Origin of the sequence: Enterococcus sp. GC34 (assembly GCF_040886645.1) — a bacterium.
Lineage (GTDB): Bacteria > Bacillota > Bacilli > Lactobacillales > Enterococcaceae > Enterococcus > Enterococcus faecalis.
In genome coordinates this window covers 26,871-52,019 of record NZ_JBFOEF010000015.1, presented here as the reverse complement: position 1 = coordinate 52,019, position 25,149 = coordinate 26,871, and the positions used below count along the sequence as shown (strand labels likewise).

Annotated in this window: 24 protein-coding genes; 4 read left to right on the top strand and 20 right to left on the bottom strand. The window is 37.7% G+C overall.

What is annotated here, in order from left to right; translation table 11 throughout:
- Positions 1–218: 218 nt before the first annotated feature.
- Genes AB3I72_RS12910 through lacG form a run of 3 tightly spaced genes read right to left on the bottom strand, consistent with a single transcriptional unit; the run spans position 219 to position 3,664 of the window.
- Complete coding sequence (locus AB3I72_RS12910; RefSeq protein WP_010780435.1) at positions 219–1,901, bottom strand: PTS lactose transporter subunit IIBC; 1,683 nt, start codon at positions 1,899–1,901, stop codon at positions 219–221.
- Positions 1,885–2,235, bottom strand: coding sequence for a PTS lactose/cellobiose transporter subunit IIA (locus AB3I72_RS12905; RefSeq protein WP_049142560.1), 351 nt, complete (start codon positions 2,233–2,235; stop codon positions 1,885–1,887). The genes AB3I72_RS12910 and AB3I72_RS12905 overlap by 17 nt, the downstream gene beginning before the upstream one ends.
- A 22-nt stretch (positions 2,236–2,257) precedes the next feature.
- Positions 2,258–3,664, bottom strand: coding sequence for a 6-phospho-beta-galactosidase (gene lacG, locus AB3I72_RS12900; RefSeq protein WP_016922317.1), 1,407 nt, complete (start codon positions 3,662–3,664; stop codon positions 2,258–2,260).
- Between the two features lie 467 nt (positions 3,665–4,131).
- Between lacG and AB3I72_RS12895 the strand changes: the two genes are divergently transcribed.
- Positions 4,132–5,139: a LacI family DNA-binding transcriptional regulator gene (locus AB3I72_RS12895; RefSeq protein ID WP_368023988.1), complete on the top strand. Its 1,008-nt coding sequence runs from the start codon at positions 4,132–4,134 to the stop codon at positions 5,137–5,139.
- Positions 5,140–5,532: 393 nt separating this feature from the next.
- Here the strand turns inward: AB3I72_RS12895 and AB3I72_RS12890 are convergent, their stop codons facing one another.
- The 10 genes from AB3I72_RS12890 to AB3I72_RS12845 all read right to left on the bottom strand — a co-directional run bounded on the left by AB3I72_RS12890 (position 5,533) and on the right by AB3I72_RS12845 (position 14,254).
- Entirely contained in the window at positions 5,533–6,159 is a 627-nt protein-coding gene (locus AB3I72_RS12890; protein ID WP_049142559.1) for a bifunctional 4-hydroxy-2-oxoglutarate aldolase/2-dehydro-3-deoxy-phosphogluconate aldolase, read from the bottom strand.
- A gap of 18 nt (positions 6,160–6,177) precedes the next feature.
- Positions 6,178–7,173: a 2-dehydro-3-deoxygalactonokinase gene (locus AB3I72_RS12885; protein ID WP_226816347.1), complete on the bottom strand. Its 996-nt coding sequence runs from the start codon at positions 7,171–7,173 to the stop codon at positions 6,178–6,180.
- On the bottom strand, positions 7,167–8,288 hold the full coding sequence (gene dgoD, locus AB3I72_RS12880; protein ID WP_049142558.1) for a galactonate dehydratase: 1,122 nt from the start codon (positions 8,286–8,288) through the stop codon (positions 7,167–7,169). Before dgoD ends, AB3I72_RS12885 begins: the two co-directional genes overlap by 7 nt.
- Positions 8,289–8,312: 24 nt before the next feature.
- The gene (locus tag AB3I72_RS12875; protein WP_368023987.1) at positions 8,313–9,446 is read right to left on the bottom strand and encodes an ATP-binding protein; all 1,134 of its coding nucleotides are present in this window, start codon (positions 9,444–9,446) and stop codon (positions 8,313–8,315) included.
- Positions 9,437–10,105, bottom strand: coding sequence for a response regulator transcription factor (locus tag AB3I72_RS12870; protein ID WP_368023986.1), 669 nt, complete (start codon positions 10,103–10,105; stop codon positions 9,437–9,439). The genes AB3I72_RS12875 and AB3I72_RS12870 overlap by 10 nt, the downstream gene beginning before the upstream one ends.
- A 455-nt stretch (positions 10,106–10,560) precedes the next feature.
- Complete coding sequence (gene lacD / locus AB3I72_RS12865; protein ID WP_002350432.1) at positions 10,561–11,547, bottom strand: tagatose-bisphosphate aldolase; 987 nt, start codon at positions 11,545–11,547, stop codon at positions 10,561–10,563.
- 12 nt (positions 11,548–11,559) lie between these two features.
- A complete protein-coding gene (gene lacC / locus AB3I72_RS12860; protein ID WP_368023985.1) occupies positions 11,560–12,486 on the bottom strand; it encodes a tagatose-6-phosphate kinase in 927 nt (308 codons plus the stop codon).
- A gap of 12 nt (positions 12,487–12,498) precedes the next feature.
- Positions 12,499–13,014: a galactose-6-phosphate isomerase subunit LacB gene (gene lacB / locus AB3I72_RS12855; RefSeq protein ID WP_010731482.1), complete on the bottom strand. Its 516-nt coding sequence runs from the start codon at positions 13,012–13,014 to the stop codon at positions 12,499–12,501.
- An 18-nt stretch (positions 13,015–13,032) separates the two neighbouring features.
- Complete coding sequence (gene lacA, locus AB3I72_RS12850) at positions 13,033–13,461, bottom strand: galactose-6-phosphate isomerase subunit LacA (RefSeq protein ID WP_049142584.1); 429 nt, start codon at positions 13,459–13,461, stop codon at positions 13,033–13,035.
- A 19-nt stretch (positions 13,462–13,480) separates the two neighbouring features.
- Positions 13,481–14,254: a DeoR/GlpR family DNA-binding transcription regulator gene (locus tag AB3I72_RS12845; protein WP_368023984.1), complete on the bottom strand. Its 774-nt coding sequence runs from the start codon at positions 14,252–14,254 to the stop codon at positions 13,481–13,483.
- 164 nt (positions 14,255–14,418) lie between these two features.
- Between AB3I72_RS12845 and AB3I72_RS12840 the strand changes: the two genes are divergently transcribed.
- Genes AB3I72_RS12840 through AB3I72_RS12830 form a run of 3 tightly spaced genes read left to right on the top strand, consistent with a single transcriptional unit; the run spans position 14,419 to position 16,736 of the window.
- Complete coding sequence (locus AB3I72_RS12840; protein WP_368023983.1) at positions 14,419–14,898, top strand: PTS sugar transporter subunit IIA; 480 nt, start codon at positions 14,419–14,421, stop codon at positions 14,896–14,898.
- A 56-nt stretch (positions 14,899–14,954) separates the two neighbouring features.
- Complete coding sequence (locus AB3I72_RS12835; RefSeq protein ID WP_002350439.1) at positions 14,955–15,257, top strand: PTS fructose transporter subunit IIB; 303 nt, start codon at positions 14,955–14,957, stop codon at positions 15,255–15,257.
- Positions 15,258–15,278: 21 nt separating this feature from the next.
- On the top strand, positions 15,279–16,736 hold the full coding sequence (locus tag AB3I72_RS12830; protein WP_123874682.1) for a PTS galactitol transporter subunit IIC: 1,458 nt from the start codon (positions 15,279–15,281) through the stop codon (positions 16,734–16,736).
- A gap of 592 nt (positions 16,737–17,328) precedes the next feature.
- Here the strand turns inward: AB3I72_RS12830 and AB3I72_RS12825 are convergent.
- The 7 genes from AB3I72_RS12825 to AB3I72_RS12795 form a co-directional block, all read right to left on the bottom strand.
- Positions 17,329–18,081 (bottom strand): DeoR/GlpR family DNA-binding transcription regulator, encoded by a 753-nt coding sequence (locus AB3I72_RS12825; protein WP_002350442.1) that lies wholly within the window; start codon positions 18,079–18,081, stop codon positions 17,329–17,331.
- Positions 18,082–18,295: 214 nt separating this feature from the next.
- Positions 18,296–18,523 (bottom strand): UTRA domain-containing protein, encoded by a 228-nt coding sequence (locus AB3I72_RS12820; protein WP_002350443.1) that lies wholly within the window; start codon positions 18,521–18,523, stop codon positions 18,296–18,298.
- An 18-nt stretch (positions 18,524–18,541) separates the two neighbouring features.
- Entirely contained in the window at positions 18,542–19,486 is a 945-nt protein-coding gene (locus AB3I72_RS12815) for an IS30 family transposase (protein ID WP_368023990.1), read from the bottom strand.
- Between the two features lie 177 nt (positions 19,487–19,663).
- Positions 19,664–20,161: a DnaJ domain-containing protein gene (locus tag AB3I72_RS12810; RefSeq protein WP_368023982.1), complete on the bottom strand. Its 498-nt coding sequence runs from the start codon at positions 20,159–20,161 to the stop codon at positions 19,664–19,666.
- A gap of 463 nt (positions 20,162–20,624) precedes the next feature.
- The gene (locus AB3I72_RS12805) at positions 20,625–22,562 is read right to left on the bottom strand and encodes an FAD-dependent oxidoreductase (RefSeq protein ID WP_368023981.1); all 1,938 of its coding nucleotides are present in this window, start codon (positions 22,560–22,562) and stop codon (positions 20,625–20,627) included.
- A gap of 72 nt (positions 22,563–22,634) precedes the next feature.
- Positions 22,635–23,942 carry a PucR family transcriptional regulator gene (locus AB3I72_RS12800; protein ID WP_368023980.1) on the bottom strand — a complete coding sequence of 436 codons (1,308 nt, stop codon included), beginning with the start codon at positions 23,940–23,942 and terminating at the stop codon, positions 22,635–22,637.
- Positions 23,943–24,230: 288 nt separating this feature from the next.
- Positions 24,231–25,094 carry a zeta toxin family protein gene (locus tag AB3I72_RS12795; protein WP_368023989.1) on the bottom strand — a complete coding sequence of 288 codons (864 nt, stop codon included), beginning with the start codon at positions 25,092–25,094 and terminating at the stop codon, positions 24,231–24,233.
- Positions 25,095–25,149 lie beyond the last annotated feature (55 nt).

Below are 25,149 nucleotides of genomic sequence, written 5' to 3'. Positions count from 1 at the left end.
TAGCATACGGAAAGAAGTTCTGCACCTTATAAAATTTGTCAAAAAAACTGTTGCCATTCCAATCTACGACATTTCTATTATAGGCACCACCACTTTAATTTTTTTATCCTCAAAAAGAATACCCGAAATTTAAACAGCAAAAAAAGATAGCGCTTACCATTGTGTTTAAGATAAAACGTTAGCTAAGTTGGCTAGCGCTTTATTAATCTAAGCAAGCTCTAAAATTGCTTCAATACAAAATCAACTGCTCCTTTAGGATCACGTGTTAAATTGATATATTCTGCACCTTTAGTTGCAATTACTTTTATCCCTAATTTGTCTGCATCTTTACGGAGATCATCCAAATAGGAATTCACTTGAGGTGCTAGAACTATTAAATCAAAATTTTTCATCATATCATAATGAGAACCATAAGCTCCTGCTTTAGCAGAAAGATTAACACCTGTCTCTTTTGCGCCCTCTTCTAATGCATTAGCCAACATTGCACTCGTTCCGGCACCAGCACAAAGTACTAAAACGCGCTTTCCTTCACCAACCGATGCTTTTGCTTCATCAACTATAACTGCCGCAGTTGCACCAACTTCTTGGATTTCTTCGACCAATTCTTCTTTTACTTCTTCTGCAGCAATGTTTTTTAACTCTTGTTCTACTAATTCAGAATCATAGGCCTTAACAAAAGGTAAATAAATAATCGCATCGACAACAATCAATACTACCGCTAATACAATCGCCAACACACTAAACCCGGTTCCTAAAACCAAGCCAATCGGTGCGGGCGTCGCCCAAGGCAATACGGATATAAAGCTATTCATCCCCAAGACATCGACAAAAAGTTTGAATATCCATACGTTAGCGATTGGTGCTAATAAAAATGGAATTAGAAAGTACGGATTCAAAATAATAGGAGTAGCAAATAGTAACGGTTCATTTACCGCAAACGAAACTGGAATAAATGAAGCTTTACCAACTGCTTTCAATTGTTTTGATTTAGCGAACAACATGAACAGAAAAGGAACAACTAGTGTCGCTCCAGTACCACCCATCGTTCCAACAAAGTTTCCTAGACCAACTGTTAATACTTTTGAGGCTTGTGCACCGTTTTTAAATAATTCAAAGTTAGTTTCTACGTTCGCATAAATAATTGCAGCAATCGCTGGTTCAACAATCGATGGTCCATGAACACCAACAAACCAGAACATTGCCATGGCTCCCCAAATGATTGCAATACCGACATATCCATCAGCAGCACCAAATAATGGCTGCAATAATTGAATTACACCTGCTGCAAATGATGTTCCAAAAAATTGACGAACTCCCGTATCAATCAAAACGGCAATAAATACTGCAATTGAAAAGGGGATAATATCTCTAAACATCTGTGTGATTGTTCCGGGAACTTCTTTTGGCATACGGATCGTCAAATCTCTTTTAACACAGAATTTATACACATTTACAGTAACAAACGCAGAAACGAAAGCTGCTAATAATCCCTTTGTCCCTAAATAATCAGTAGCTATCCCACCATCAATTTGATCAGCTGCCATCATTACAAAACCACAAATTGACGCTAACATAACAGAAACTTCATTAATCTGCTTACCTGAATCAGATAATTGACGGTTCATTGAATTAGCTAAACATCGAGCTGTTGTAGCAGCAACCAAAAGACCAACTAATCCCATTGAATAACCATAAACTTTCCAAAGCCACGTCGAGAATGCCTCTGGTAACGTCACGTTAAATACTTCTGGAACAGCCGCAATCATAATAAAAATACTTGAAAATAGAATAGCTGGCATAGCAGTTAAAAAGCCATCGCGAATTGCCCCTAAATAAATATTACGTGAGATTTTTTCAAAAAACGGTTTTCCCTTCTCAATTTGCTTAATAATCGTATTCATTTTTCTTCTCCTCTGCTTTAGCAAATTTTTCTTTGTACAATTCAACAAAATCATTGATAAGTTCTCTTAATAGAATCGTTGTCATTAAATGGTCTTGCCCATGAATAAAAATTACGCCTACTTCCATTTCGTTCCCTGACGCTTCTTCAGCTAAACATTTCGTTTGTGAGTTATGCGCTAAGGTTAAATTTTCATCAGCATCCGCTAATAATCGTTCAACATTATCAAAATTACCTTTTCTCACTTCCTTCAACACTGTTAATAATGAACTTCTGGCATCTCCTGCATAAGCAACAATTTCAAATCCTAATAATTGCAATTCTTTCCTATCCATTTCCTTGCCCTCCTAACTATTTTTATATTATCGTTTTTGTTTCGCTAACAAATTTATACCAATATGCAGACTCTTTCGGATATCTTTTTTGTGTATCGAAATCTACATAGAATAGTCCATAACGCTTAGTGTATCCATTAACCCAAGAGAAAACATCCATTAATGACCAAATGAAATACCCCTTTACATTAACTCCCATTTTGATAGCATCGGAAATCGCATTAAAATGCTGGCGTAAATAATCGATTCGATCATCATCTAGAATAATCCCATCTTCAAAATTATCCTTATACCCTAGCCCGTTTTCAGTAATGTATATTTTATTATAATTTGGATATTCGTCTTGGATTCGTACAAGTAAATCATATAACCCTTTTGGATAAATGATCCAATCCCAATCGGTTTTCGGAAGATCCTCACGCACGATTCTCTCGCCAATCCCTTTAATGCAATAGACTTGGCTACCTTTTTCTCCGGTAGTGTTGTAGTGAAGTGTGCTTTCTCCTTTGTACTCTTTAACCCAATGGCTACCATAGTTATTGATACCAAGAAAATCATTTCGATTTGCTGCTTTTTTCATCTCTCTAAAATCATTAGAATCAATATCTGCAGATTGCCCATTTGCTGCTAAAATCTCATTAATATGTGCCATTGTTTCATCTGAGTAATACCCTAAATAAGTAGCATCTAATAAGAACTTAATTGATAACGCATCATCTAATTTCGCAGCATGCTTATCTTCTTCTTTGTCACTTGCTGGATATTTTGTCTCTAGCGAGTGAACAACACCAATTTCCCCTTTATATCCACCATCTTTAAAAATGTTTACTGTCTTTGCGTGCGCATACATCATGTTGTGTAAACAAGTTACAGTCTTCTCTATATCAAATTGAACTTCTGGAGGAAACGATCCGATCAAATATTGATTTGAAGCAACTGGATAAATCTCATTAAATGTACTCCAATAATGAACCTCAGAAAATTCATCGAAACAGAACTGTGCATAGTTTACGAAATGTTCAACATTTTCTCGATTTAAAAAATCTCCATTATCAAATAGTTCTTTAGGGGTATCAAAATGATGAAGAGTTACAAAAGGAATAATACCATGCTTATTCAATTCAGCAAATACCTTATGATAATATTCCACTCCTGTTTGGTTCACTTCCCCATAGCCTTTTGGAAAAATACGGCTCCATGCAATAGACATCCTAATACTATCAATTTTAAATTTTTTGCATAATTCAGCATCAACTGGATATTGATTATAAAAATCACTAGCTGGATCAGCAGTATAGCGTCCCTTTTCTACAAGGAAAGTATCCCACGCTACTTGCCCTTTTCCACCTTCTTTTGTAGAGCCTTCTGCTTGATAAGCTGCCGTAGCTCCTCCCATAATAAAGTCTTCTGGTAAAGTTTTATAATTCATTTTAATCTCTCCTTGAAAATTAGTTTGATCAATATGCCAATAATCCATAAATCACCTCAGCATAATTTTAACATGTATAAGTAAATTTTTTTACACAACGAAAAACCGACCTCGAATATCTATTTTATTGCGATATACAAGCACTTATATCCCTTGATGTAAAATAAATATACCATTCAAAAACCGTTTTGTAAACGTTTTTTCGTAAAATAAATTTATCTTTTTTACTAATTTAATTTACACGAAACAAGAAAACGGACTGATTCCCACTAAAATCAATCCCACCTACTAATCATTCTCCAAGTGGCTATCCATTATCGATTCAATCTTCTCTGTTAATGGATTAGGCTCTCTGCTGATATCAGAGTTTCGTTTCCTGCTAGAAAAAGTAATTTAAGTTACTAAAAGAGCAGTTTCGATTTACTTTAACAAAGAAAAGGATTATTATATCCCTAGGAGGATGAACAATGGTTACTATTAGAGATATTGCAAAAAAATCTGGTTACTCAACGTCTACTATATCAAGACTTTTTAAAGGTGATGAGTCACTCTCTATTACATCTGATACTAAAAACAAAATAATCGTTACAGCCAAATCTTTAGGATATGATCTGACAAAAATTAAGACTACTCTGTACAAGATTGCCATTCTTTTTTGGATCTCAGAGGAACAGTTAAAAAAGGATGTCTACTATCAACATGTCAAAGATGATTTGAAAAATTATAGTAAAAAAGCTAATCTAGATTTGATTTTCATCTCTAAAAACGATGGTGTAAAAAGCATTCCTGACGATATTACTGGATTTATCGCAATAGGACAATTGACAAAAAAGGAATTGTACTACTTAAATCAAAAAGGGTATAAGGGGGTAATCCGAGGAATAAACCCATTACCTGAACACTTTGATACTGTAGAACCTGATTTCCACGAAATGGCCAGACAAGCAATTAACTACTTTATTAATGAAGGTTTCACAAAAATTGGATTTATTGGAGGAAATTTCTTTAACCTAGAAACGGGTAAAGAAGAGATTGATAGCCGTGAATATGCCTTCCGATATCATTTAGAAAAGAGCGGACTACTCAATGAAAAGTATATTTTCTCCCAAGGATCATTTACTGTTGACGAAGGGTATCAATTAACTCTTAAAATGAAAGCTGAGTTAAATGAAGATATGCCCGAGGCATGTTTCATATCATCTGACACTATAGCTGCCGGCGTTCTTCAGGGCTGCCATGAATTGGGTATTAACATCCCTAAAGATATGGCAGTAATAAGTATTAATGATGACGACATCGCAAAATTCGTTGCACCACCACTTACAACTTTTAAGATAGATATCGAAGAGATAGCTAAAACCTGTGTAGATTTATTAAGTGATCAACTGGTATATTCGCGGGACATATCAAAGAAAACATTAATCGGCGCAAAATTGACCGTTAGGAAAAGTTTTATCCCTAAAGAAGAGGTGTAAAATAAGTAATTGAAACTTATCTTTAAAACTATAATTGTGTCCACATAGTAGCCGAGCAATCGGGTTTATGCCTATTATGTTTTCCATAAATAATTTGATGGTGATATTTTGACGTAAATACAATATGATTTTTTCATCGCCAAATTGTGCGCGCTAATTTTTGTTTATCATTCAGAACATTTCCTCCTTTTTATCTAAGTATGAGGTTGGATAAACGCTTCATCTTAGTATCTTGGGGGATTTTTTATCTCGTTGGGAATATATCAAGCATCAGAGCGCGCAAAAAGAACTGGTCGAAAAATCAATCTACCAGTTCAATCTCATTCACTGTGATACTATGTTTTATACAGATAACGCCATATTATAAAACAAGTTGTATTCCGCAAATGGGTTCTATTCAACTCTTAAACTATCTATAAAAGATTCAGCCAACTCCATTAGCCTCTCGTAATTTAGTTGGTGAACAGCACTTTTTTCAAAAAATTTTGAACCAATTCCTACATAAGAGGCTCCATTGTTCAAATAGTTTTGTGCATTAGTCTGATCTACCCCTCCTACAGCCATCAAAGGTAAACTTCCTAAAGGGGCTTGCACTTGATTGAAATATTCCGGTCCAAGACAGTTGGCGGGGAACACCTTAACAATATCAGCACCCATCTCAAACATTTTGAATATCTCTGTGGGCGACATGGCCCCAGGAATTGTTAGAACACCCTTTCTTTTAGCTAGTTTAAAAATTTTGTCATTAAATTTTTGCGGGCCTAACATAAACTCAGCACCCGCTTCTATTGCTTCCTCTGCTTGTTCGACAGTTACGACTGTTCCAACACCAATCGAAATTTTATCCCCAAATCTATTTTTTCCATCATGGATAATTTTTAAGTGGTCACTATTATTTGTTGTAACTTCGACTCCTATAAAATGCTTAAACTCACTTAGAACACGAATAACTAGCATTGCCTCTTCATAAGTATATCCACGCAGGATAGCGGTCGCTTTTGGGTAATTTTCCAATTCCATTAATTTATCCCTCTTTTCTTAACAATCCCCTTTTTTTCCAGCCAATAATGCACCTCGACCAGCTAAATCGTTAGCTTCAATGATTATGATAGGATGGCTAAAATTATCTAAGTCATTGAGAATGACATGTATCGCCTCTCTAAGCTCCTTTTTGCCAGTCAGTACTACTGTTTCATTGGGTTCTAAAAAATTTTCTAATAGTTGGATATCCGAAGAAAGTACGGCCCCCAACAAATAATTTGCTCGCTGATTCCGCGAAGCATTATGAGTTTGCCCCAATATGCGTACATCAAATACAGCACTGCCAATACCGTTACTCCTAGCAGAATGAAATTCTGATAACAAATATGACTCATCTAATTCATCATAGAAACGATGATGAACATCTGTAGCTATCAACGATTTCTTGGTCAATAATGAAAGTATCTCCCCTGTGGTAGCAGTTTTTGATTTAACAATCCTACCGTTCTTATCCAGTTTGATAAACTTGGTATGTGTTCCAGGCATTACAAAGATATGCTCATCAGAAATCGTCGGTTTCAGCAATGAAAATACTGCCATCGCCTCTGTTTCTTCTCCCCGCATCACATCATATTGAATCGAAGAAAGCCGTGACTTGTCTTGACATTGAGTTTTTACACCAGGAATGAACCAGATAGGCTGCGGGCAAACCTCGGGAAATGAAAATTGCTTCATCGATATTGCTAATTCTTGAATTCCTACTGGTGCATTCAAATGAGGAATCTCAACAAGTCCAAAAGCAGAAGTTATCATTCCTGAAGCGATAATCACTGTTTTCTCCGCCAAAATATTATATTTTTTGAACAATTTTTTGATTGAACACTCCAAAATTTTTTTCACCGTATCATTATTCCCCGCCAATGATGCTTTCTGAACACCTTGTGAATAGACAAAAACTTCCTGTAATTCTTCATCTCGCCACAAGCTAACTCTAGTATTTGTTGTTCCTACATCAATAGTAATAATATCTTTTATCATATATTCATCTACCACTCCGCGATACTTCCGTCTTCATGTCGCCAAACGGGGTTATGCCAATTATTAGGGATTTTTGATTTTTCAATCACCAACTCCTCATCCACGATAACACCCAATCCTGGTAACTGTGGGATTTTTACATAACCGTCTTCATACTCGAAAATTTCTGGATTCTTAATGTAGTCCATCAGATCATTGCCATCATTGTAATGGATTCCAAGACTTTGTTCTTGAATAAATGCATTTTGAACAACAGCATCTAGCTGCAGACACGCAGCTAAAGCGATCGGGCCTAGCGGACAATGGAAGGCTACAGCAACATCATACGCTTCTGCCATGTTTGCGATCTTTTTACACTCAGTAATCCCTCCAGCATGTGATAAATCCGGTTGAATAATATCAACATTGTTGCTCTCTAAAATATTTTTAAAATCCCAGCGGCTAAACATCCGTTCGCCAGTCGCAATTGGGGTCTCCACCAGTTGTGTAATCGCACTTAGTGCTTTATTGTTTTCTGACAATACCGGTTCTTCAATGAACAACAGATTAAAGCGTGCTATAGCTTTCGCTAACACTTTTGCCATCGGTTTGTGGATTCGACCATGAAAGTCAACTGCTATACCGAAATACGGACCACAAGCATCCCGGACCGCCTCAATGCGATGCACTACTTCATCGATTTTTTCATAGCTGTCTATAATCTGCATTTCTTCTGTTGCATTCATTTTAATTGCTTTGAATCCTGAATTTTTTCTTTCTAGTGCCGCTGCCCCTACATCGTGAGGACGATCACCTCCTACCCAAGAATACACTTTGATTTTATTTCGGACTGCACCACCCAGTAATTGAAAGACCGGCTGTCCCATTGTTTTCCCTTTGATATCCCAAAGCGCTTGGTCAATACCCGCAATAGCACTCATCAATATGGGACCACCTCGGTAAAAACTGCTGCGGTACATTTTTGACCAACAGCCTTCAATAGCAGATGGATCATCACCTAGCAACTGATCCATAAACTCATGAACTGCTGTTTCGACACTTGCCGCTTTTCCTTCAATAACGGGTTCGCCCCAACCGGCAATACCTTCATCCGTTTCGATTTTTAAGAATAGCCATCTAGGAGGCACCATATACGTTTTATATCCTCTGATTTGTCAAATTAAGCTAGACAATATGTCTTTATCTATGCAGCTCAAAAATACTTCCAATGGTGTTCGATAATTTAATGATTTTCTTGGAATATGGTTTCTTTTCGAGGCAACGGATTGAATAAAGGTTTCATCCGTGTCCCTAAAGTCCATTGTTTTAGGTAAGCCATCCTGCTTGAGCCCATGCACTCGGTACTGATGAGAAAAAATTGATGCCTGTTTCTCCTGAGGAATGCCAATTCCCTGATCTTTTACTTCAATAATCACGCTACCCTTTTGGTTTGAAATGGTGACAATTACCAGTTTTCCTTCACCATATTTGATTGCATTGTCAACTAAATTCGAAACCGCCCGATAAATCCAACGATCTCGTCCATGAATCAGGGTTGGTTGATCTTCAGTAAACGCAAACAAAAGATTCGGATAATTCATTTTGTAGGCATCACAAACTTCCGCACAGATCAGTGAAACGTCTACGACTTCCGTGCTAAGATCCTCTGAGTTATTGGATAATGTCAAAATATCGTCAATACTGTCGGTCATCCGATCTAAAAGCATTAAATTTCCTTGATCGGCATGTTGCCGTTCTATTTCCAGATTCGTACGCAAAATAGCGATGGCATTTTTCTGCTCGTGGGTCAGATAACTATTTAATCGTCGATAATCCTCCAAATGACCATCGAACTTATCCTTTAGCTTATTAAAAGCCGCATTTAATGCCTCGTCCTTCACAGTATTTTTAGGAACTTGATCAATAAACGTTAAATCACGCGTAATCGCTAAGATTTGATTACTGTAAATTTTGCGTAAAACCAACCAAAGAATAAACGTTAATAACATGACGGCAGAACAAATAACCAGCACCATCGCTGGTAAATATTTAAATAGTTCGTCCTGGTAAGCTTTATCTATCATCGAAATAGTCATAAATTGATTGTTGGAAGATTTCGAAGCTTCCATCTGCGTCTCTGCTTGAACCGTCTTACCCTCTTCCATAAAATAAACATCTTCACCTAAGGTAGATGCGATACTGATTCCCTCCAAATTATTTCTCAGAAAGAAGAAACTCACTAAAATCACGCCTGTCACCAACAGTGAAAAAGCCAGCATCGTTAACGTCATTTTAAAATTTAATCGCATAGCTGGTACCCCTTTGCTCGAATGGTTTTTAAGACCTCTTTTTCAGCTGCTTCAGCCAGTTTCTTTTTTAGACGAGCCAGATGCACTCGCAGAACCGACGAAAAAGGATCAAAATCTTCATCGTAGACATGTTCAGAAATTTCCTCAGACGAAACAACCGCTGGATGACGCTGAGCGATGCACAGTAAGATATCAAATTCCTTGGGTTTCAGGACCACCTCTGTCTTTTGATAGCTGACCCTTCGACCTAATGGATCAATCTTCAAAGCACCAATTGAAATCTGCGGCAGCGCACGTCCATGATAACGACGAATAACCGCGCGTATTCGTGCTTTTAATTCTAGTAACTCAAAGGGTTTGACTAAATAATCATCTGCTCCAAAATCCAAGCCTTTTGCTCGTTCTTCAATCTCATCACGTGCAGTAATAATGATAACTGGACTTTCGACTTCTTCAGCACGGAGACTTTGTAAAACAGATAATCCATCTTTTTTAGGCAGATTTAAATCTAGTAGTATCCCATCGTATGAATTGATGAAGGCCTTCTCTTCTCCTGACTCGCCATCATAAGCTACATCTACAGAAATATTCTCCTGCTCTAGCCCCTTTTTTACGGATAAAACCAGCTCACGATTGTCCTCAACCACCAGTACACGCATGTATATTCACTCCTCATACGGATTTAGTAATTACACTTATGCTTTTTAGCATAGTACACGCTCTTCTTCAAAGTCCACGTTCTTTTTGTGAAGATTTGAAGAAATTCATACATTCTGTTAAAAAACACATAATTAAGAATGATTTTACTGTTTGAAAATACCTAGAATAGAAAAAGACTGGAACCTTTCCTCCAGTCTCACTACTTTCTATTTGCTTGGTTTTCTTGTATATACTTTTCAAAGTTCGTTGGTTTATGACCAATAAGCCTCGTTAGAATACTGAAAATTGCCATCAAGTCATTAAGTACCACATGTAAGAAAATCTCTCTAAAGAAAAACCCCTTCGTTTTAACTCACTTACTATTTTAGAATTCGTTCCCCTAATAATGCAGCATGATTTTACGCTTTATGTATAAAAAAAGACTGCAAGCAATTGTGCTTCACAGTCTGATTTCTTATGATAGTGAGCTTGTTAACACTTCCACCGGTGTAGCAGTTTCTTTCAATACGGCATTTAATTCTTCAATATTTTTACGCCCTTGCGTATTCATCCACTCCATCGCTGCTTCTTTTCCATCAACGATATAGCTTTCTACACCATCTGCCCAAGTCGCACGGCCGCAAAGTACACCATTGAAGGTTGAGCCGGCATTTTTCGCGAAGCGCAGTGTTTCTTGGAACAACTCTGCTTTTACACCGGCGCTTAGGAAAATAAATGGCAGGTTAGTGGCTTCAGCCTGTTCCTTGAAGAAGTTAGCCGCTTGTGCCTTTGTGTACACGACTTCGTCTGTCCCATAGCCTTCCACATAATTCATATTGACGGGTACTTCCACCTTTAACACATCTACGCCATAACGTGGATCAGAAAATTCCTTCATCATATCGTTGACTTTATGAGGTTTCTTAATGGCGTATTCTTTCGAAGTCGCATCAGAGATGTTCGCGTCATAAGAAACAAGCTCCAAGAAGAAGGGTAAGTTTTCAGCCTGACATTCTGAGCCGATTCGTTCAATAAAGGCATGTTTTTGATTATTGATTTCTTCTGCTTCATCGACATCATAGTAAAGTAGGAACTTACAAGCATCGGCGCCTGCTTCTTTTAAACGTTTAACTGACCAGATCGATAATAAATCTGGTAAACGGCCGGGAGTTGACGCATCGTAACCAGTTTTTTCATAAGCTAACAGCAAGCCGGCATTTTTTGCTCTAACGTCAGCTGCTGGCAAGCCATATTCGGGATCTAATAAAATCGATGAGGCATATTTCGTTAATTGTGAAGAAACAATTTCTTTAAATTCAACGATTTCTGATTCTTCTGCTTCGCTGCCCTTGAATTTTGTGATCATCTTCTTCAAAGCCCCGCGTTGATCAATTGCTAAGGCCCCAATCACTCCATCTTCATTGCATAGTTGCTTGATATATTGACGTTTTTCTTCGTTCATTTCCGTATCCTCCTACACTTTCTCCACTAAGATTTGATCATATAGTTTTTGATAATTGGCTAATTGGACATAGCCAGTCGTCGCTTCCTGAGCATTCAGCATTCCTAAAACATTACCCTGTTTTAACACGGCTTCATCCGAAAGACCTTGTTGAATCGCAGCGGTCAATCCGGCAACGGTCGCATCACCAGAGCCAACTGGATTGACGACATCAATCTTTGGAATTGTCACGCAATAAAAAGTCTCGTGATGTTTGGCAAAGGCTCCGTCGCCCCCCATTGAAACCACTATCCATTCAATTTCATCAAACCTCGAATCTGACAAGGCGGCTTTTAAATCTGATAATTCTGTTGAGATTTCTCGTCCTAGCAGACCAGCCAGCTCTTCGGTATTGGGTTTTATTAGCTTAGGCTTTACACTGCCTCGCAACACTTCCCTTAATGCTGTACCTGAACAATCTAAAACGACAGGCTTTGGCTGACAAACTTGCAGCATTTGTCGATAAAAATCAGCAGGCAATCCTTCTGGCAAGCTTCCTGAAAAAGAAATGATTTCGGCTTTAACAGCTAATTTTTCGAAATGTTGCAAGAACGCCCTTGCTTCTTGTTCAGTAATAACAGGTCCGTTTTCTAGGATTTCCGTCTGTTTTCCGTCATGTAAAACAGCGATGCAATTACGTGTCTCTCCGCTGATAGGTAAAAAGTCATGAGCAATCTCATTTTGAGTCAGGTCCTTTTTAATCTCTTCACCTAAAAAACCGCCGATTAAACCACTAGCAATCACCTCCGTATCTAATTGTTTCAAGATACGTGTCACATTTAGGCCCTTACCGCCAGCTGTTTTGCGAACATTTCTTACTCGATTGACTGTGTCGAGCTTGAAGGTTTCTAATGGATAAGAAATATCAATCGATGGATTCATCGTTATTGTTAAAATCATTTGTCCACCCGCTTAATCGTGGTATTCGCCACGATCCCATTTCTCGATAAATTCATCGAAGAAATGCGGATCAGACTGCTTGTCACTGGCTTTTTCGACGTGATCGATTTTGGCGATCAATTTTTTGTTTTCTTCAGTTTCTTGATAATCGGCATTGATGAAGGCCTCTAATATGTCACAGATCAAAAATTCTCCCGTAATCCGAGCGCCAAAGCCGATCACATTGGCATTTAGTTGTTCCTTCGCATAGATAGCAGTCGTCATATCGCGAACCAGCGCACTGCGGATACCAGGTACTTTATTGACAGCGTTGTTAATCCCAACACCTGTTCCACACAAACAAACTCCTAGATCTGCTTCTCCGCTAGTCACGGCCTCTCCGACTTTTTTTCCGTAGATCGGATAATGGGTTCTGGTAAAGTCATAGGTCCCCATATCCAACACTTCATGTCCTTTTGATTTTAAGAAATCTGATACTGCCATTTTTGTATCTGTGACGATGTGGTCACAGCCAATTGCGATTTTCATTTCATTCATCCTTCCTAATTACGCCATTTTATTTAACATGTCGACACGTACTTGATGACGACCGCCATCATAATTTGCTTGTAGAAATTCCTTAACAATATTCAATGCCAACTCATCGCCAACAATTTTTGATCCAAGTGTGATCATCCGAGAATTATTATGTTCACGGGTCATATACGCACTGCGCTCATCCGAAACTTCTGCTGCTACCATTCCTTTAACCTTTGTTGCCGTGATAAAGCTGCCAGCGCCGTAGCCATCAACCGCGATTCCTAAACTACCTTCGTTTTCATTCAGATCATTTGCGATCGCCAAAGTTGATTCCACAAAATCTTCTGAAGCCGTTTCACTCTTATCTACTACTGTAATACCTTCTTTGATCAATTTTTTCTTGATTAATTCCTTTAATTCCATGCCGTCACTGTCTGAACCAATTACTACACGCATTTTTGTTTCCTCCTATTTTTTACTGAATGATTTTAGTGAATTGCTGATAATAACTCTTCAGCTCGGCTGAAAGAGTAGAATCCGTAAATAATTTGTCGATCTTGCGCAAATCATAGAAATTATAAAAATCGCTATGGTCGAATTTGTTTGCATCTGAAACCAAACATTTTTCTGCCGCATTATCTAAAACAATTTTTTGCAAGGTACCTTCTTCAATACTGAAATTCGAAACCTCCGAACCCTTCAATCCATTCACTCCGACAAAAGCCTTCTTAATACCGATTTTTTGAACAGCTTCATTGGCAATTGAACCGACAAAGGCTCCAGTCTTTTCCCGATATAGCCCACCGATCAAATACAGTTCAAATCTTTTTATTTCACTTAATAGATTGAAAACCGGCAGACTATTGGTAACGATTCGGAGAGATGACGGCTTGATGTATCGTGTCATTAATTCGATCGTTGTACCCGATCCAAGAAAAATCGTGTCGTCTTCTTGATTGATATGAGCTGCCGCATTTTTAGCGATGTATTCCTTCTCTTTTGTATGCAGCTTCTTTTTTTCAGTATGAGAAAGCTCATTTGCTTCTATAGAAGTCGACATTTCCAGATAATCGATTTTTTGTACACCGCCATGAACGCGTAAAAGCTTTTTCTTCTGCGCGAGTTCCTTTAGATCTCGGCGGATCGTCATATCTGAAACATTCAGTACTTCCTGAATAAATTTGACTGTGATCGTCCCATAGCGATCACACATCGCTAAGATCGAACGCTGTCGTTCTGTTTTCAGCATATTCTGTACCTCCACGACCTTATAATAAAACATTTACGAACATTTTTCAACACATATCGTTTGTTTATTTTCGTTTATGCGTTGACAATGATTTTGTAAGCGATTATACTCAACTTGTAAACAGATAAATAAACATAAACGAACTAATAAAGGAGCTGTTTTGTGTGAATGAATTCTTTTTCAAAGACACTGTCTATGTTTCTGACAAGCAATCGCAGGAAGAAGTGTTCGAGGAAGTCTATCAAGATCTGTTAAAGAAAGAATTGGTAACCGAAGATTTTTTGAAGAACCTTTTAGAACGGGAGCGTAATTATCCGACGGGATTAGATCTCTCACCTGTCTCTAAAATATTGCCAGATATCGCTATCCCTCATACCGAAAGTGAGTTTGTGCGAACCACCCGTATCATTCCAATCAAAGTAAAAAATGAAATCCCTTTCTACAACATGATCTCGCCAAGCGATCAGATTTCCGCTTCATTTCTTTTCATGATCTTGAACGAAAATGGTGAAGCACAGGCTGGCATGTTGGCTAATATCATGGATTTCATTAATTCTGTTGACGAAGAAAAACTGTTTTCGTTTTTCAAATTAGAGGACACAGAAGCGATTTATCATTTTTTAGAAGAACATTTTTATATATAGAAGTCTCTGCCTAACCGCAGGATAAAAAATAAACTTATTTTAAGGGGAGAATTATTATGATCAAAATTTTAGCAGCATGTGGAGCAGGCGTTAATTCAAGCCATCAAATCAAAAGCGCTTTGGAAACTGAATTGAAAAATCGTGGCTATCAAGTCACCTGTGACGCCGTTATGATCAAAGATATCAATGAAGAAATGCTGTCTCATTATGACATTTTCGCACAAATTGCCAACACCGATTTGGGTTTTGACATTAACATCCCTGTCGTTGATGCAGGTGCTATTCTTTATCGTATTCCTGCTATGGCTGAGCCTGTTTACCAAAGTATGGAAAGCGCAATCCAATCATTAAACAAATAGGACTAAAGAAAGGAAAAGCATATGAATACAATTATTGATATTGCCAATAAAGTATTTACCCCCCTAATTAATTTAGGGGCGGCACCGTTAATGACCATCGTATTAACTGTTATTGCTTTATTTTTTAAAGTAAAACCGTCACGCGCTCTTGAAGGCGGGATCAAATTAGGGATCGCCCTGACTGGGATCGGAGCTATTATTGGAATTTTAACTACTGCTTTTTCAGACGCTATGACAGCTTTTGTTGAACGCACAGGTATTTCATTAAACATTACAGATGTCGGTTGGGCCCCACTAGCAACCATCACATGGGGGTCGCCATACACGCTTTATTTTTTACTAATTATGGTGATCGTCAATATTGTCATGTTAGCAATGAAAAAAACCAACACATTAGATGTGGATATTTTCGATATTTGGCATTTAGCAATTGTTGGTTTGTTCGCGATCTTCTGCGGTGCTAATCTGTTTATTGCTTCTGCATTAGTTATTTTCATTGGTGTATTAAAAATTTGGAACTCCGACTTAATGAAACCAACCTTCAATGACTTGTTAAATGCGCCAGACAGCAACCCGATGACCACGACTCATATGAACTACATGATGAATCCGATTATTATGGTTTTCGATAAAATTTTCGACAAAATCTTCCCTTGGTTGGATAAATATGATTTCGATGCTGCCAAATTGAATAGTAAAATTGGCTTCTGGGGATCAAAATTCGCGATTGGAATTTATTTGGGGATTTTTGTTGGATTACTAGCAGGACAAACACCAACGCAAATTTTCTCGCTAGCCTTTACCGCTGCCGTCTGTTTGGAATTGTTCTCTTTGATAGGCGCTTGGTTCATCGCAGCCGTAGAACCGTTATCACAAGGGATTACCGATTTTGCCAATAAACGACTAAAAGGACGTACCATCAACATAGGTTTAGACTGGCCTTTCTTAGCAGGCCGCGCTGAAATCTGGGCTGCCGCTAACGTATTAGCACCAATCATGTTGCTAGAAGCCATAATCTTACCAGGAAATAAATTATTGCCACTAGGCGGAATCATCGCAATGGGTGTTACCCCAGCACTATTGGTCGTAACTCGTGGAAAATTAATCCGTATGATCGTAATCGGCGCGATCGAATTACCATTATTCTTATGGTCCGGCACCTTGATCGCCCCGTTCGTTACTCAAACAGCTAAAGCAGTCGGAGCCTTTCCAGCCGGCTTGAACGGGTCCGCCATGATCTCTCATACAACGATGGAAGGCCCGATTGAAAAATTCCTAGGTTATTTAGTCGGTAATGCTTCTCAAGGACAAATCGAATTTGTGATATACGCTGCCTTAGCATTAGGTGCATACCTTTTAATCTTCATTTGGTACGCTCGTCAAATGAAAAAACGCAATGCTGCATACGCAGCTGAAAAAGAAGAGAATGCATCTCCGGCAACGGCGCATAATATGACTTATGCAGCCGAAGCTAAATAAGCTAAAAACACCCCGAATGTCTTTAGACTTCGGGGTATTATTTTACCTATAAAAAATAAATAGATGTAAAATCCATTTCAAAAAGCATAGCCCATCTCTTGCCACACCCAATAAAGAAATTATCAACGTTTATGCTTTTTTTAACTCCTTTAAGCTTGCCTTTGTTGGTATTCCTCAACGATTCTTTTTGTGTTCTTGTTTGTTTTGTGCTTTTTGACTTTTTGTTGTTTAATTGCGAATTCCTTGATTTCTTTTTTCCTGAATCGCTTCGCATCCCGCGGTTATGCGTGCGATTTCATCATTGCTTTTTCTGATCTAACTCGTTTCATGTCAAAGAGCTTCAGCTGACTTAGTGCCCATGGTTGTTTTGATATCCCTTTTCCTCCTTAATAAAGCGGTGATTGATACTGCTATTTTTTCCTTCACATAAACATAACATCCCAAAAAAATCGACTATCTTTTTTCAAATGGTGTATTCAAGTATTCGGAGGAATTAGTAATGATGCACCCTAAAAATAACATAATTCGCTTAAATTCAAGGCTACCAAAAAACTACCAAGTTCTAATTATCTAGAGTTTGGCAGTTTCTCATTTACACAACATATTTTTCTTCTTTTTCGATTTTTTCATAGTGCTTTTGTTCATCATCATCCGTTATAACTACTGTTACATCATTCAGATTATAATATACTGAAAAATCTCTTTTCCCAATTTTCGAATGATCAATCAATAAAAAGCGTTCAACAGAATTATTCAGAGCGATCTGTTGAGTTTGGCCCTCTTCAAAAGTCGAAGTCATAATTTTCTGTTCATTTAAAGCATTACAGCTGAAAAATGCTTTATGAAAATTCATATCCTGTAGCGATTTATTCGTGATTTCACCAACAAAGCATTGAGTCGTTTCCCGCATCTCGCCACCTAATAGATAGATTTTTCGATTCCCTTTTCGCTTATTTAATTCTTCAAAAACAGGCAAACAGTTTGTAACAATCCGCAGTGAATCCCCTTGAATGATTTTTGACATGAGCTCGATTGTAGTTCCTGGTCCAAGAAATATCGTATCACCATCATTGATCATTTCATTCGCCTTTTCCACAATCCGCTGCTTTTCTTCTTGCAGCATAATCTGTTTTTCTCTATGAGAAAGCTCCACATGCCGATAAAAATCTTTCAATTTCGCTCCGCCATGGACGCGTTCTAATAATCCTTGTTTCTCCATTTCGTCCAAATCACGTCGGACTGTCATATCCGAAACCGAAAACTTCTCCATAATATCGCTGACTCGTACTGTACCGTTAACCTCTAATAACGACATGATCGCTTGGAATCGATCCGTTTTTAACATTTCATCGCCTCTTTTCTTTTTAAGACTATCAAATTCTTAAGAAAAGTGCTAGAACAAGTTTTCTTAAGAAGCCTTCTGCAGGAAGGAAAGCAAAATTTTTCAGAATTTGCAAGCTGCTATTCTAAAAAATAAAACCGAACGAGCATGACTGTCATAGTGACAGCCTTGTTCATTCGACTTTTATCTTTAATAAATCATTTTATTTAATCTGAAGTTATTGTGCAAGTTCAAAAACAAAGTAGTTAATGTCTCCTCGATATTTCGAAATCGAATACTCAACGGGCAGACGTTCTAGCGAAAAACCCTGTGTATGGAAATAGAACATTGGATCTCCTTCTTCCACATCTAACAAATCGCTGATCGTATCATCCGCTTTGATTACTTCTAGTTTTCTGGTGACCGTTTTAATTGGATAACCCATTTCTTCAAAAACTTGATACATTTTTTCTTTTCTGATTTGTCAAATTAAGCTAGACAATATGTCTTTATCTATGCAGCTCAAAAATACTTCCAATGGTGTTCGATAATTTAATGATTTTCTTGGAATATGGTTTCTTTTCGAGGCAACGGATTGAATAAAGGTTTCATCCGTGTCCCTAAAGTCCATTGTTTTAGGTAAGCCATCTCGTCTAAGCAAGCCGTTTGAGTGCTCATTTAGCCCTCTTTGCGAAGGTGTTCCTGGATCTGCGAAAAAGATGGCAATATCGTTCGAGTTACTTATAGATCGCCAGTTGGAAAATTCTTTTCCACAATCAAATGTCATGGATTTAAACAAGTGTTTAGGCATGGATTTGAACCAATCATTTAACCTGTTTTCGATATCTTCGGCTCGTCTGCCTGTCGGTTTCAAAGTAATAATAACCTTGGATAAACACTCAACCAATGTAATAACAGCGCTCTTGTGTTTAACTCCCATAATGGTGTCGCCTTCGAGATGACCAAATTCTTTAGTCAGGTGTGGATAGAGACTGTTCCGTTCATGAATCGTTCTGCGAAAGGCCTGTTTTCCACGCTTTTCTTGATGATTATTCGGTTTACGTTTCCCCTTCATAGGTAACGACTGTGTGTCAAAAAGGCCTTTTTTAAACATCCGATAGAGTGTACGAACAGAACAATCAATTCCGATAATCACATCGGGTGACCATCCTTGAGCTACCTTTTCTTGAACATATGTTGATTGTTCATCAGATAAAACGGTTGAACGTCGTCCACAACGAGATTTATTTTGTTTGTATTGACGGTAATAATCTAGCACTTTTTTTCCTTGTTTGAGAAACGAATAAACATTATAAATGGTTTGTCTAGAGCGATTTAAACTTTGTGCGACAAGAGCGACAGGTTTCTCGATATTGAAATAAGACTCTATGATTACTAGTTCGTCTGTTGTAAGATGGGTGTAGGTTATTTGTACTCACTCCTTATTAATTCTTTGGTCGGAACTATTTTGAGTGTAGCACAAATGATCTTTTTAGTTGTCTAGCTTAATTTTACAATCGACGTTTTTTAAAATATTACCTTCAAAATTTATTTTTTTTATTTTAATATCCACTTTAAAACTTCCTTTCTGATAAACTTACAAGCCTTAATTGGCTTGTAAGTATTTTTTTTCTTCTTTATCTTCCTTCACCTTTTGACTTCCATACATTCCCCTTATTGTGTCCATATCATAATTTTTTCGACTACGTTTTTTATAATCGCTTGGTGCTTTATACCATGCGTATTTTTTTGGTGAATAACGAAATTCTAGGGTTTTTATGTCGTCCTTATAAGGTTTTGTGTTGCCTGTTAACCATATAAAAGTTCCCACGATTTCAATTGATACACCGTCCATTTTCAGATTGAAAAGTTGATTTATAATGTCCTTAAATTGTTCGGGCGTTTCAGTCGTTTCTTTTGTATAGGTTTCGCCGTCTTTGTTCTTGTGAGTGTTTTTAAGTTTGCTAAACAGTTCGTCATATTCATTGTTCAAAATTTTCATTTCTTCTTCATTCCCGCCACAATCGGGGTGTAACTTCAAAGCTAACTTTTTGTAGGCTTTTTTCAATTCTTCCAATGTTTCAACGTTTTTAATGTATTTCATTTTTATCATTCCTTTTCTTTTTTATTTTTGGCTTTTTGACAACCATTTTTGTTAGGCGTTTGAGGAAGTGAAGCTGTTTTCCTCATGTTTTAAAAGCTAGAAATAAATTACAGTGTACGCTCCTTTCTTTTTTCGTTTTGTTGGTTCATTTTCGCCAGTGTGTTCGTGTCGTTTGCTGTGACGAGAACGCAACATAGACACAAAGAAAACACAAGGGCGAGCTTGCTCGTTTATATACCCTTGTGTTTTCGACTGGATATGTTAAGGTAACAAACAGTAAATGACACGTTACAGAATGCAAAATGTAGCAACTAAAAAAAAGAAAGAATGCTGTTGTGTGCTTTATTTCTCGATCTGCTTTTAAAAAATGAGGAAATTTTTTTATAAAAAAAGAGTAGTTACCGTTTTTTGGTAACTACTCTTTTCTTATGATGCATGATATACCACTAGTAACTACTATTTTTTAAAAAGCATACGCTTTATCATTAGCTTCTTTCATCGAATCGACTATTTGCCCTGGTTTGTTAGCGTCTCCGACCACCATTACATGAGCAAAAGATTCTTGAATTGATTTTACAAATGATCTACGAGGAGTCACACCGAGAGCGAGGACGACTGAGTCACATGGCAACTCATGTTCAAATCCCATATCAGGCTCCTTGAGCAATACATGGTCGCCATTGATTTTATCTAACATCCGATTGGTTTGAATAGAAACATTTGCTTCTTTCAAGTGATTTAAAAGCATCATTCTATTACTTGTATACAACGCGTTACCTACACTATTTGACATTTCAACCACGGTGACGTGATTATTCATTGCCATGACTTCGGCTGTTTCTAGCCCTGTCACACCACCACCGATGATGACGACCTTTTGATTTTCTATTGTCACTTTTTTTAATAGAACATCTTCAGCAGTAACGACATGTTCTTGTTCGACACCTTCGATTCGAGGAACAATTGGGCTACCTCCACACGCAACGACAACACCAAATGGATTCATCTCTTGTAACCATTCGATTGTGACTTCCTGATTCAATATAACTGTCACTCCAGCATCTCTTATTTCTGCGGCTAGAGTCTTAATTAACTCACCAATCATTTGTTTTGCTGGTGGTTGTTCAGCTGTTTTTAATGTCCCACCTAGTGAGTCAGTTTTTTCGACTAACGTCACCCGATACCCCCGCTTAGCCAATACAATAGCTGCGTGCATTCCACCAGGCCCTGCACCGACAACAACAACCTCACGTCCATCCCCATCTTTTATCAGAGTTTGGTCGTTGTACCGTAGTTCTCTTCCAACAATCGGATTGACCGTACATTCGATTGGCTTACCATTAAAGACCGTTTTAAAACATTGCAAACAACCAATACATTTATGGATGAGTTCCTCTTGACGTGCTTTCGCCTTATTAGGCCAGTATGGATCAGCTAAAAAGGCTCTACCAAATGATGCAAAGTCGCAAATTCCTTCTTCTAAGAACAGTTCAGCTGTTTTCGGATATTTTAAATTATTTACTGCAATAACAGGAATCGATACTTCTTCACGAATAGCTTTTGCTAAATGTTTTTTCCAGCCTTCTGGTAAAAATTGTGGTTCGATGACTGCATACCCAGTTTCGTAAGTCCCTGCGCTTACATCAATGGCAGCAACGCCTTGCGCTTCTAGTATTTTTGCGATTTGAATGGTATCTTCAAGCTTTAGGCCACCTTCGATGAACTCATCGGCACTTATGCGGACTGATACAGGAAACTTAGGACCACATGCAGCTTGAATCCCTTTGACAATACTCGTTAAAAACGTTAGTCGTTTAAAGAAATCACCGCCATATTTATCCGTTCTCTTATTTGTATAAGGACTCAAAAATTCATTAATTAGATAGCCGTGTGCTCCGTGAAGCTCTACACCATCGAACCCCGCCGTTTTAGCAACCACTGCTCCTCTAATAAACTTCTCAACGAGGTCATCGCATTCTTCAGTTGTTAATGCACGAGGCATTTCTTTTACTACCCCACAAGGAATCGCGCTGGGTGCGACAGGTTGAACACCATTTAATAAACTTCTTGACACCTGGCGACCAGGATGATGCAATTGCAAAAAGATTTTACTATCATATTTGTGCACAGCCTCAGTTAATTGAACCAGTTTACGAATGTATTTACCTGATGTCACACTCAACTGTCCAGGTTCACCAATACCAGTCACATCATCAATACGAGCGATTTCAGTAATGATTAACCCGCATCCCCCTTTGGCACGTTCTTCATAATAACGAATGACTTCATCCGTCGCCTCACCGGTAAAACTTGAAAGACTTGTACCCATAGGCGGCATAACAATTCGATTTTTGATTTCTACTGATCCGATCATTCCAGTAGCAAATAGTTTTTCATACATACGATTTCCTCCTAAATAAATAGAACTTCCACAAGTTCAATTTATCACAATACAAGGGAATCTGACTATGTGCTAAAGTCTAAAATCACAGTCCTGAATTGTACATGATGCACACTTCGTACTAGAGATGCGTTCAAATGCGTGAAAAGCCAATTGTAAAAGTTGATTTTTAGCAAAATTTTTATATTCGTCCTGATAACAGACGACATAATAAGAAAATATTTGGTAGGAAATCAATAATTGCACAAGGATGACGGAATTAGAATAGGAAAATTCACCTATTTCGCTCGCTCGTTTCAACTTATAACGGACAGTATTTCTATGGATGGACAGACAAATAGCTGTATGATTGACATTTTCATGTTGCAATAAATACGTATACAACGTCTCAAATAAGTCTGTATGATGTGCCAAATCATAGTGGATTAACTTTTGAAGTACTGGATGGAAATATTTTTGCTTCACTTGTTCAATTGGCATACTTGGCAACAGTGCATAAAGATTGACCTCATAGTACTCTGTAAGGGGCTTAACCGGTAGTGAAAATCGTGCCAGTCGATCGCATTCCAATGCCTCTATATACGCTTGGTTTGTCTGTAATAAATCCGAAAAATCCGCACTGACACTAATTTTGAGTCCGTGCTTTGTTGCAAAGGCAGATAGGCTTTCTTTGTTGGTCTGAAAGCTTATACTATCAAAAAGAATCACTACTTTCTCTTGATAGACAGCCGCTGTTTTCATTTGAAGTAACTCCTGAAATCTAGCCTGAATCTCTCTCAACGTCATACGTGAACGGCTTGTTGAATGCGACTGTTGCCAAAAATCAATGATTAGTAGTCGCCAATTACTAATTTGTAATAGTTGCTTATTTTCTATCCGTTCAGCTAGTTCCTTTGATGAATGAATGGATTGGTCTAATAAGTCAATCACAATCATTTCAGTATTATGAGTGGATAACCGATTTCGCTCATTCTTGGATAGTAGCTCTGAGACCATCTTTCCTAAAATATCAATCAGTATTTTATCATCTGATGTCAATTCGCGTTGAGAGTCAAGCATAAGTAAAAAGCCTAGTTCTACTCCTCTATTCTTAACAACTTTCACTAATTTCGTGTCGTGACAAATCTGACATGGAAAAAAATAAGGCGATTCATCACTAACCGTCACATGAGCTAACTGCTTTGCTTTAAAAACATATTCAACTGAACAAAACCCTCTGTTCACATAGGATTGCCAATAAGGATCAGTAATGTTTTCAGCATTCGAATGAGACACGATTTTATAGGAATTATCCAGTAATACCAAGGGATTCCCCAATACATTCGCACTTTTTTCCAAAAATTCATTTATCGTCGGACTACCCAGATACACGTCTAGCATGCCAGCTTTCATTTGAATAAGATCTTCCATCAAGAACGCCTCTCTTTTGAGTTTTCTATCGTTCATTATATCACAATCACACGTCGCTTGTGAACACAGAAAGGAGTTAGTTTAGCAGTAAAGGTGAATGTCCAGATACATCTCGTAAAACCAAGTCAACTCGTTAGTATCGTAAGTTTCATAAAAAAAAGCAAGTAACATAGTAAGGAATTACGGTTCTATAATATTTGGTGTTGTTACTCACATTGAGTAACAACACCAAATATTATAGAACCCCTTTTTTAAGGTTTAAAGTCCTGGAAGTTTAGGTGTCTTGGGTATTGGTGGTGTAGGTGGCTGCAAGCTTTCCATTTTTTGTTGAATTGCTTTAAATTCAGGGGTTTCTTGGTGTTGATTTTGAACCATTTTTTGCTCTATTCTCTCTAAAGTCGGTTGAATCTCTTTCCCTGATACTTTACGATTTAATTCTCTTTCTAAGGTCTCTTTCGGACTAATGGAAGGCGTTTCTAAGCTTGAATAGAGTTTCACTCCTTCTCTATTGTAAAGCCTTATATCGCTAAATAAGCCCGTTTTATGAAGGGTTTCTAAATTGGTCGGTAAGTTTTTGACAACAATATCATGCGCTTGTTTTGGTGTTGCCCTGGCTGTCATTGGATCATCTGCATACATAGTTTCATAACGTTCAATTGTTCCTAAATATGAGTTGATTTTAGGTACTGCCATGACATACATTTTTGTTTCATAACCTTTGGCTTGAAGCATTGTTGCGGTTTGAATAGGAACGTCTGTTGTTCGTCCTGTACCTTCGATCACCAAATTATACCCTTTATCGCTCAAACGGCTTATGATCGCTTCTGTCATGCGATTAGAATAAGGGGTAACGTGTTTTACTACGTCTTTTTCATAAAGCTTCACTAGTTCATCAAAATTAGGGTGCTGTTGTTTAAAGGTATCATTATCAATGACAATAACATTCCCTTGTGTTTCTTCAAAAATTGCTGATCGCAAACTGGTTTTCCCTGACCCTGGTTGCCCACCAAGTAAAAAAGCGGTTGGCGATTCAACCGCTAGTCTATTTTTAGTTAGTCGTTCAACATTCTTTTCTAAACGATCTTCAAATTGCTTTTCGGTGAAGTCAGTAATATTCGCCATATCTCTCAATCCCACCCTATACTTATTAATAAAACTAACTGGAAGCCATTGAATA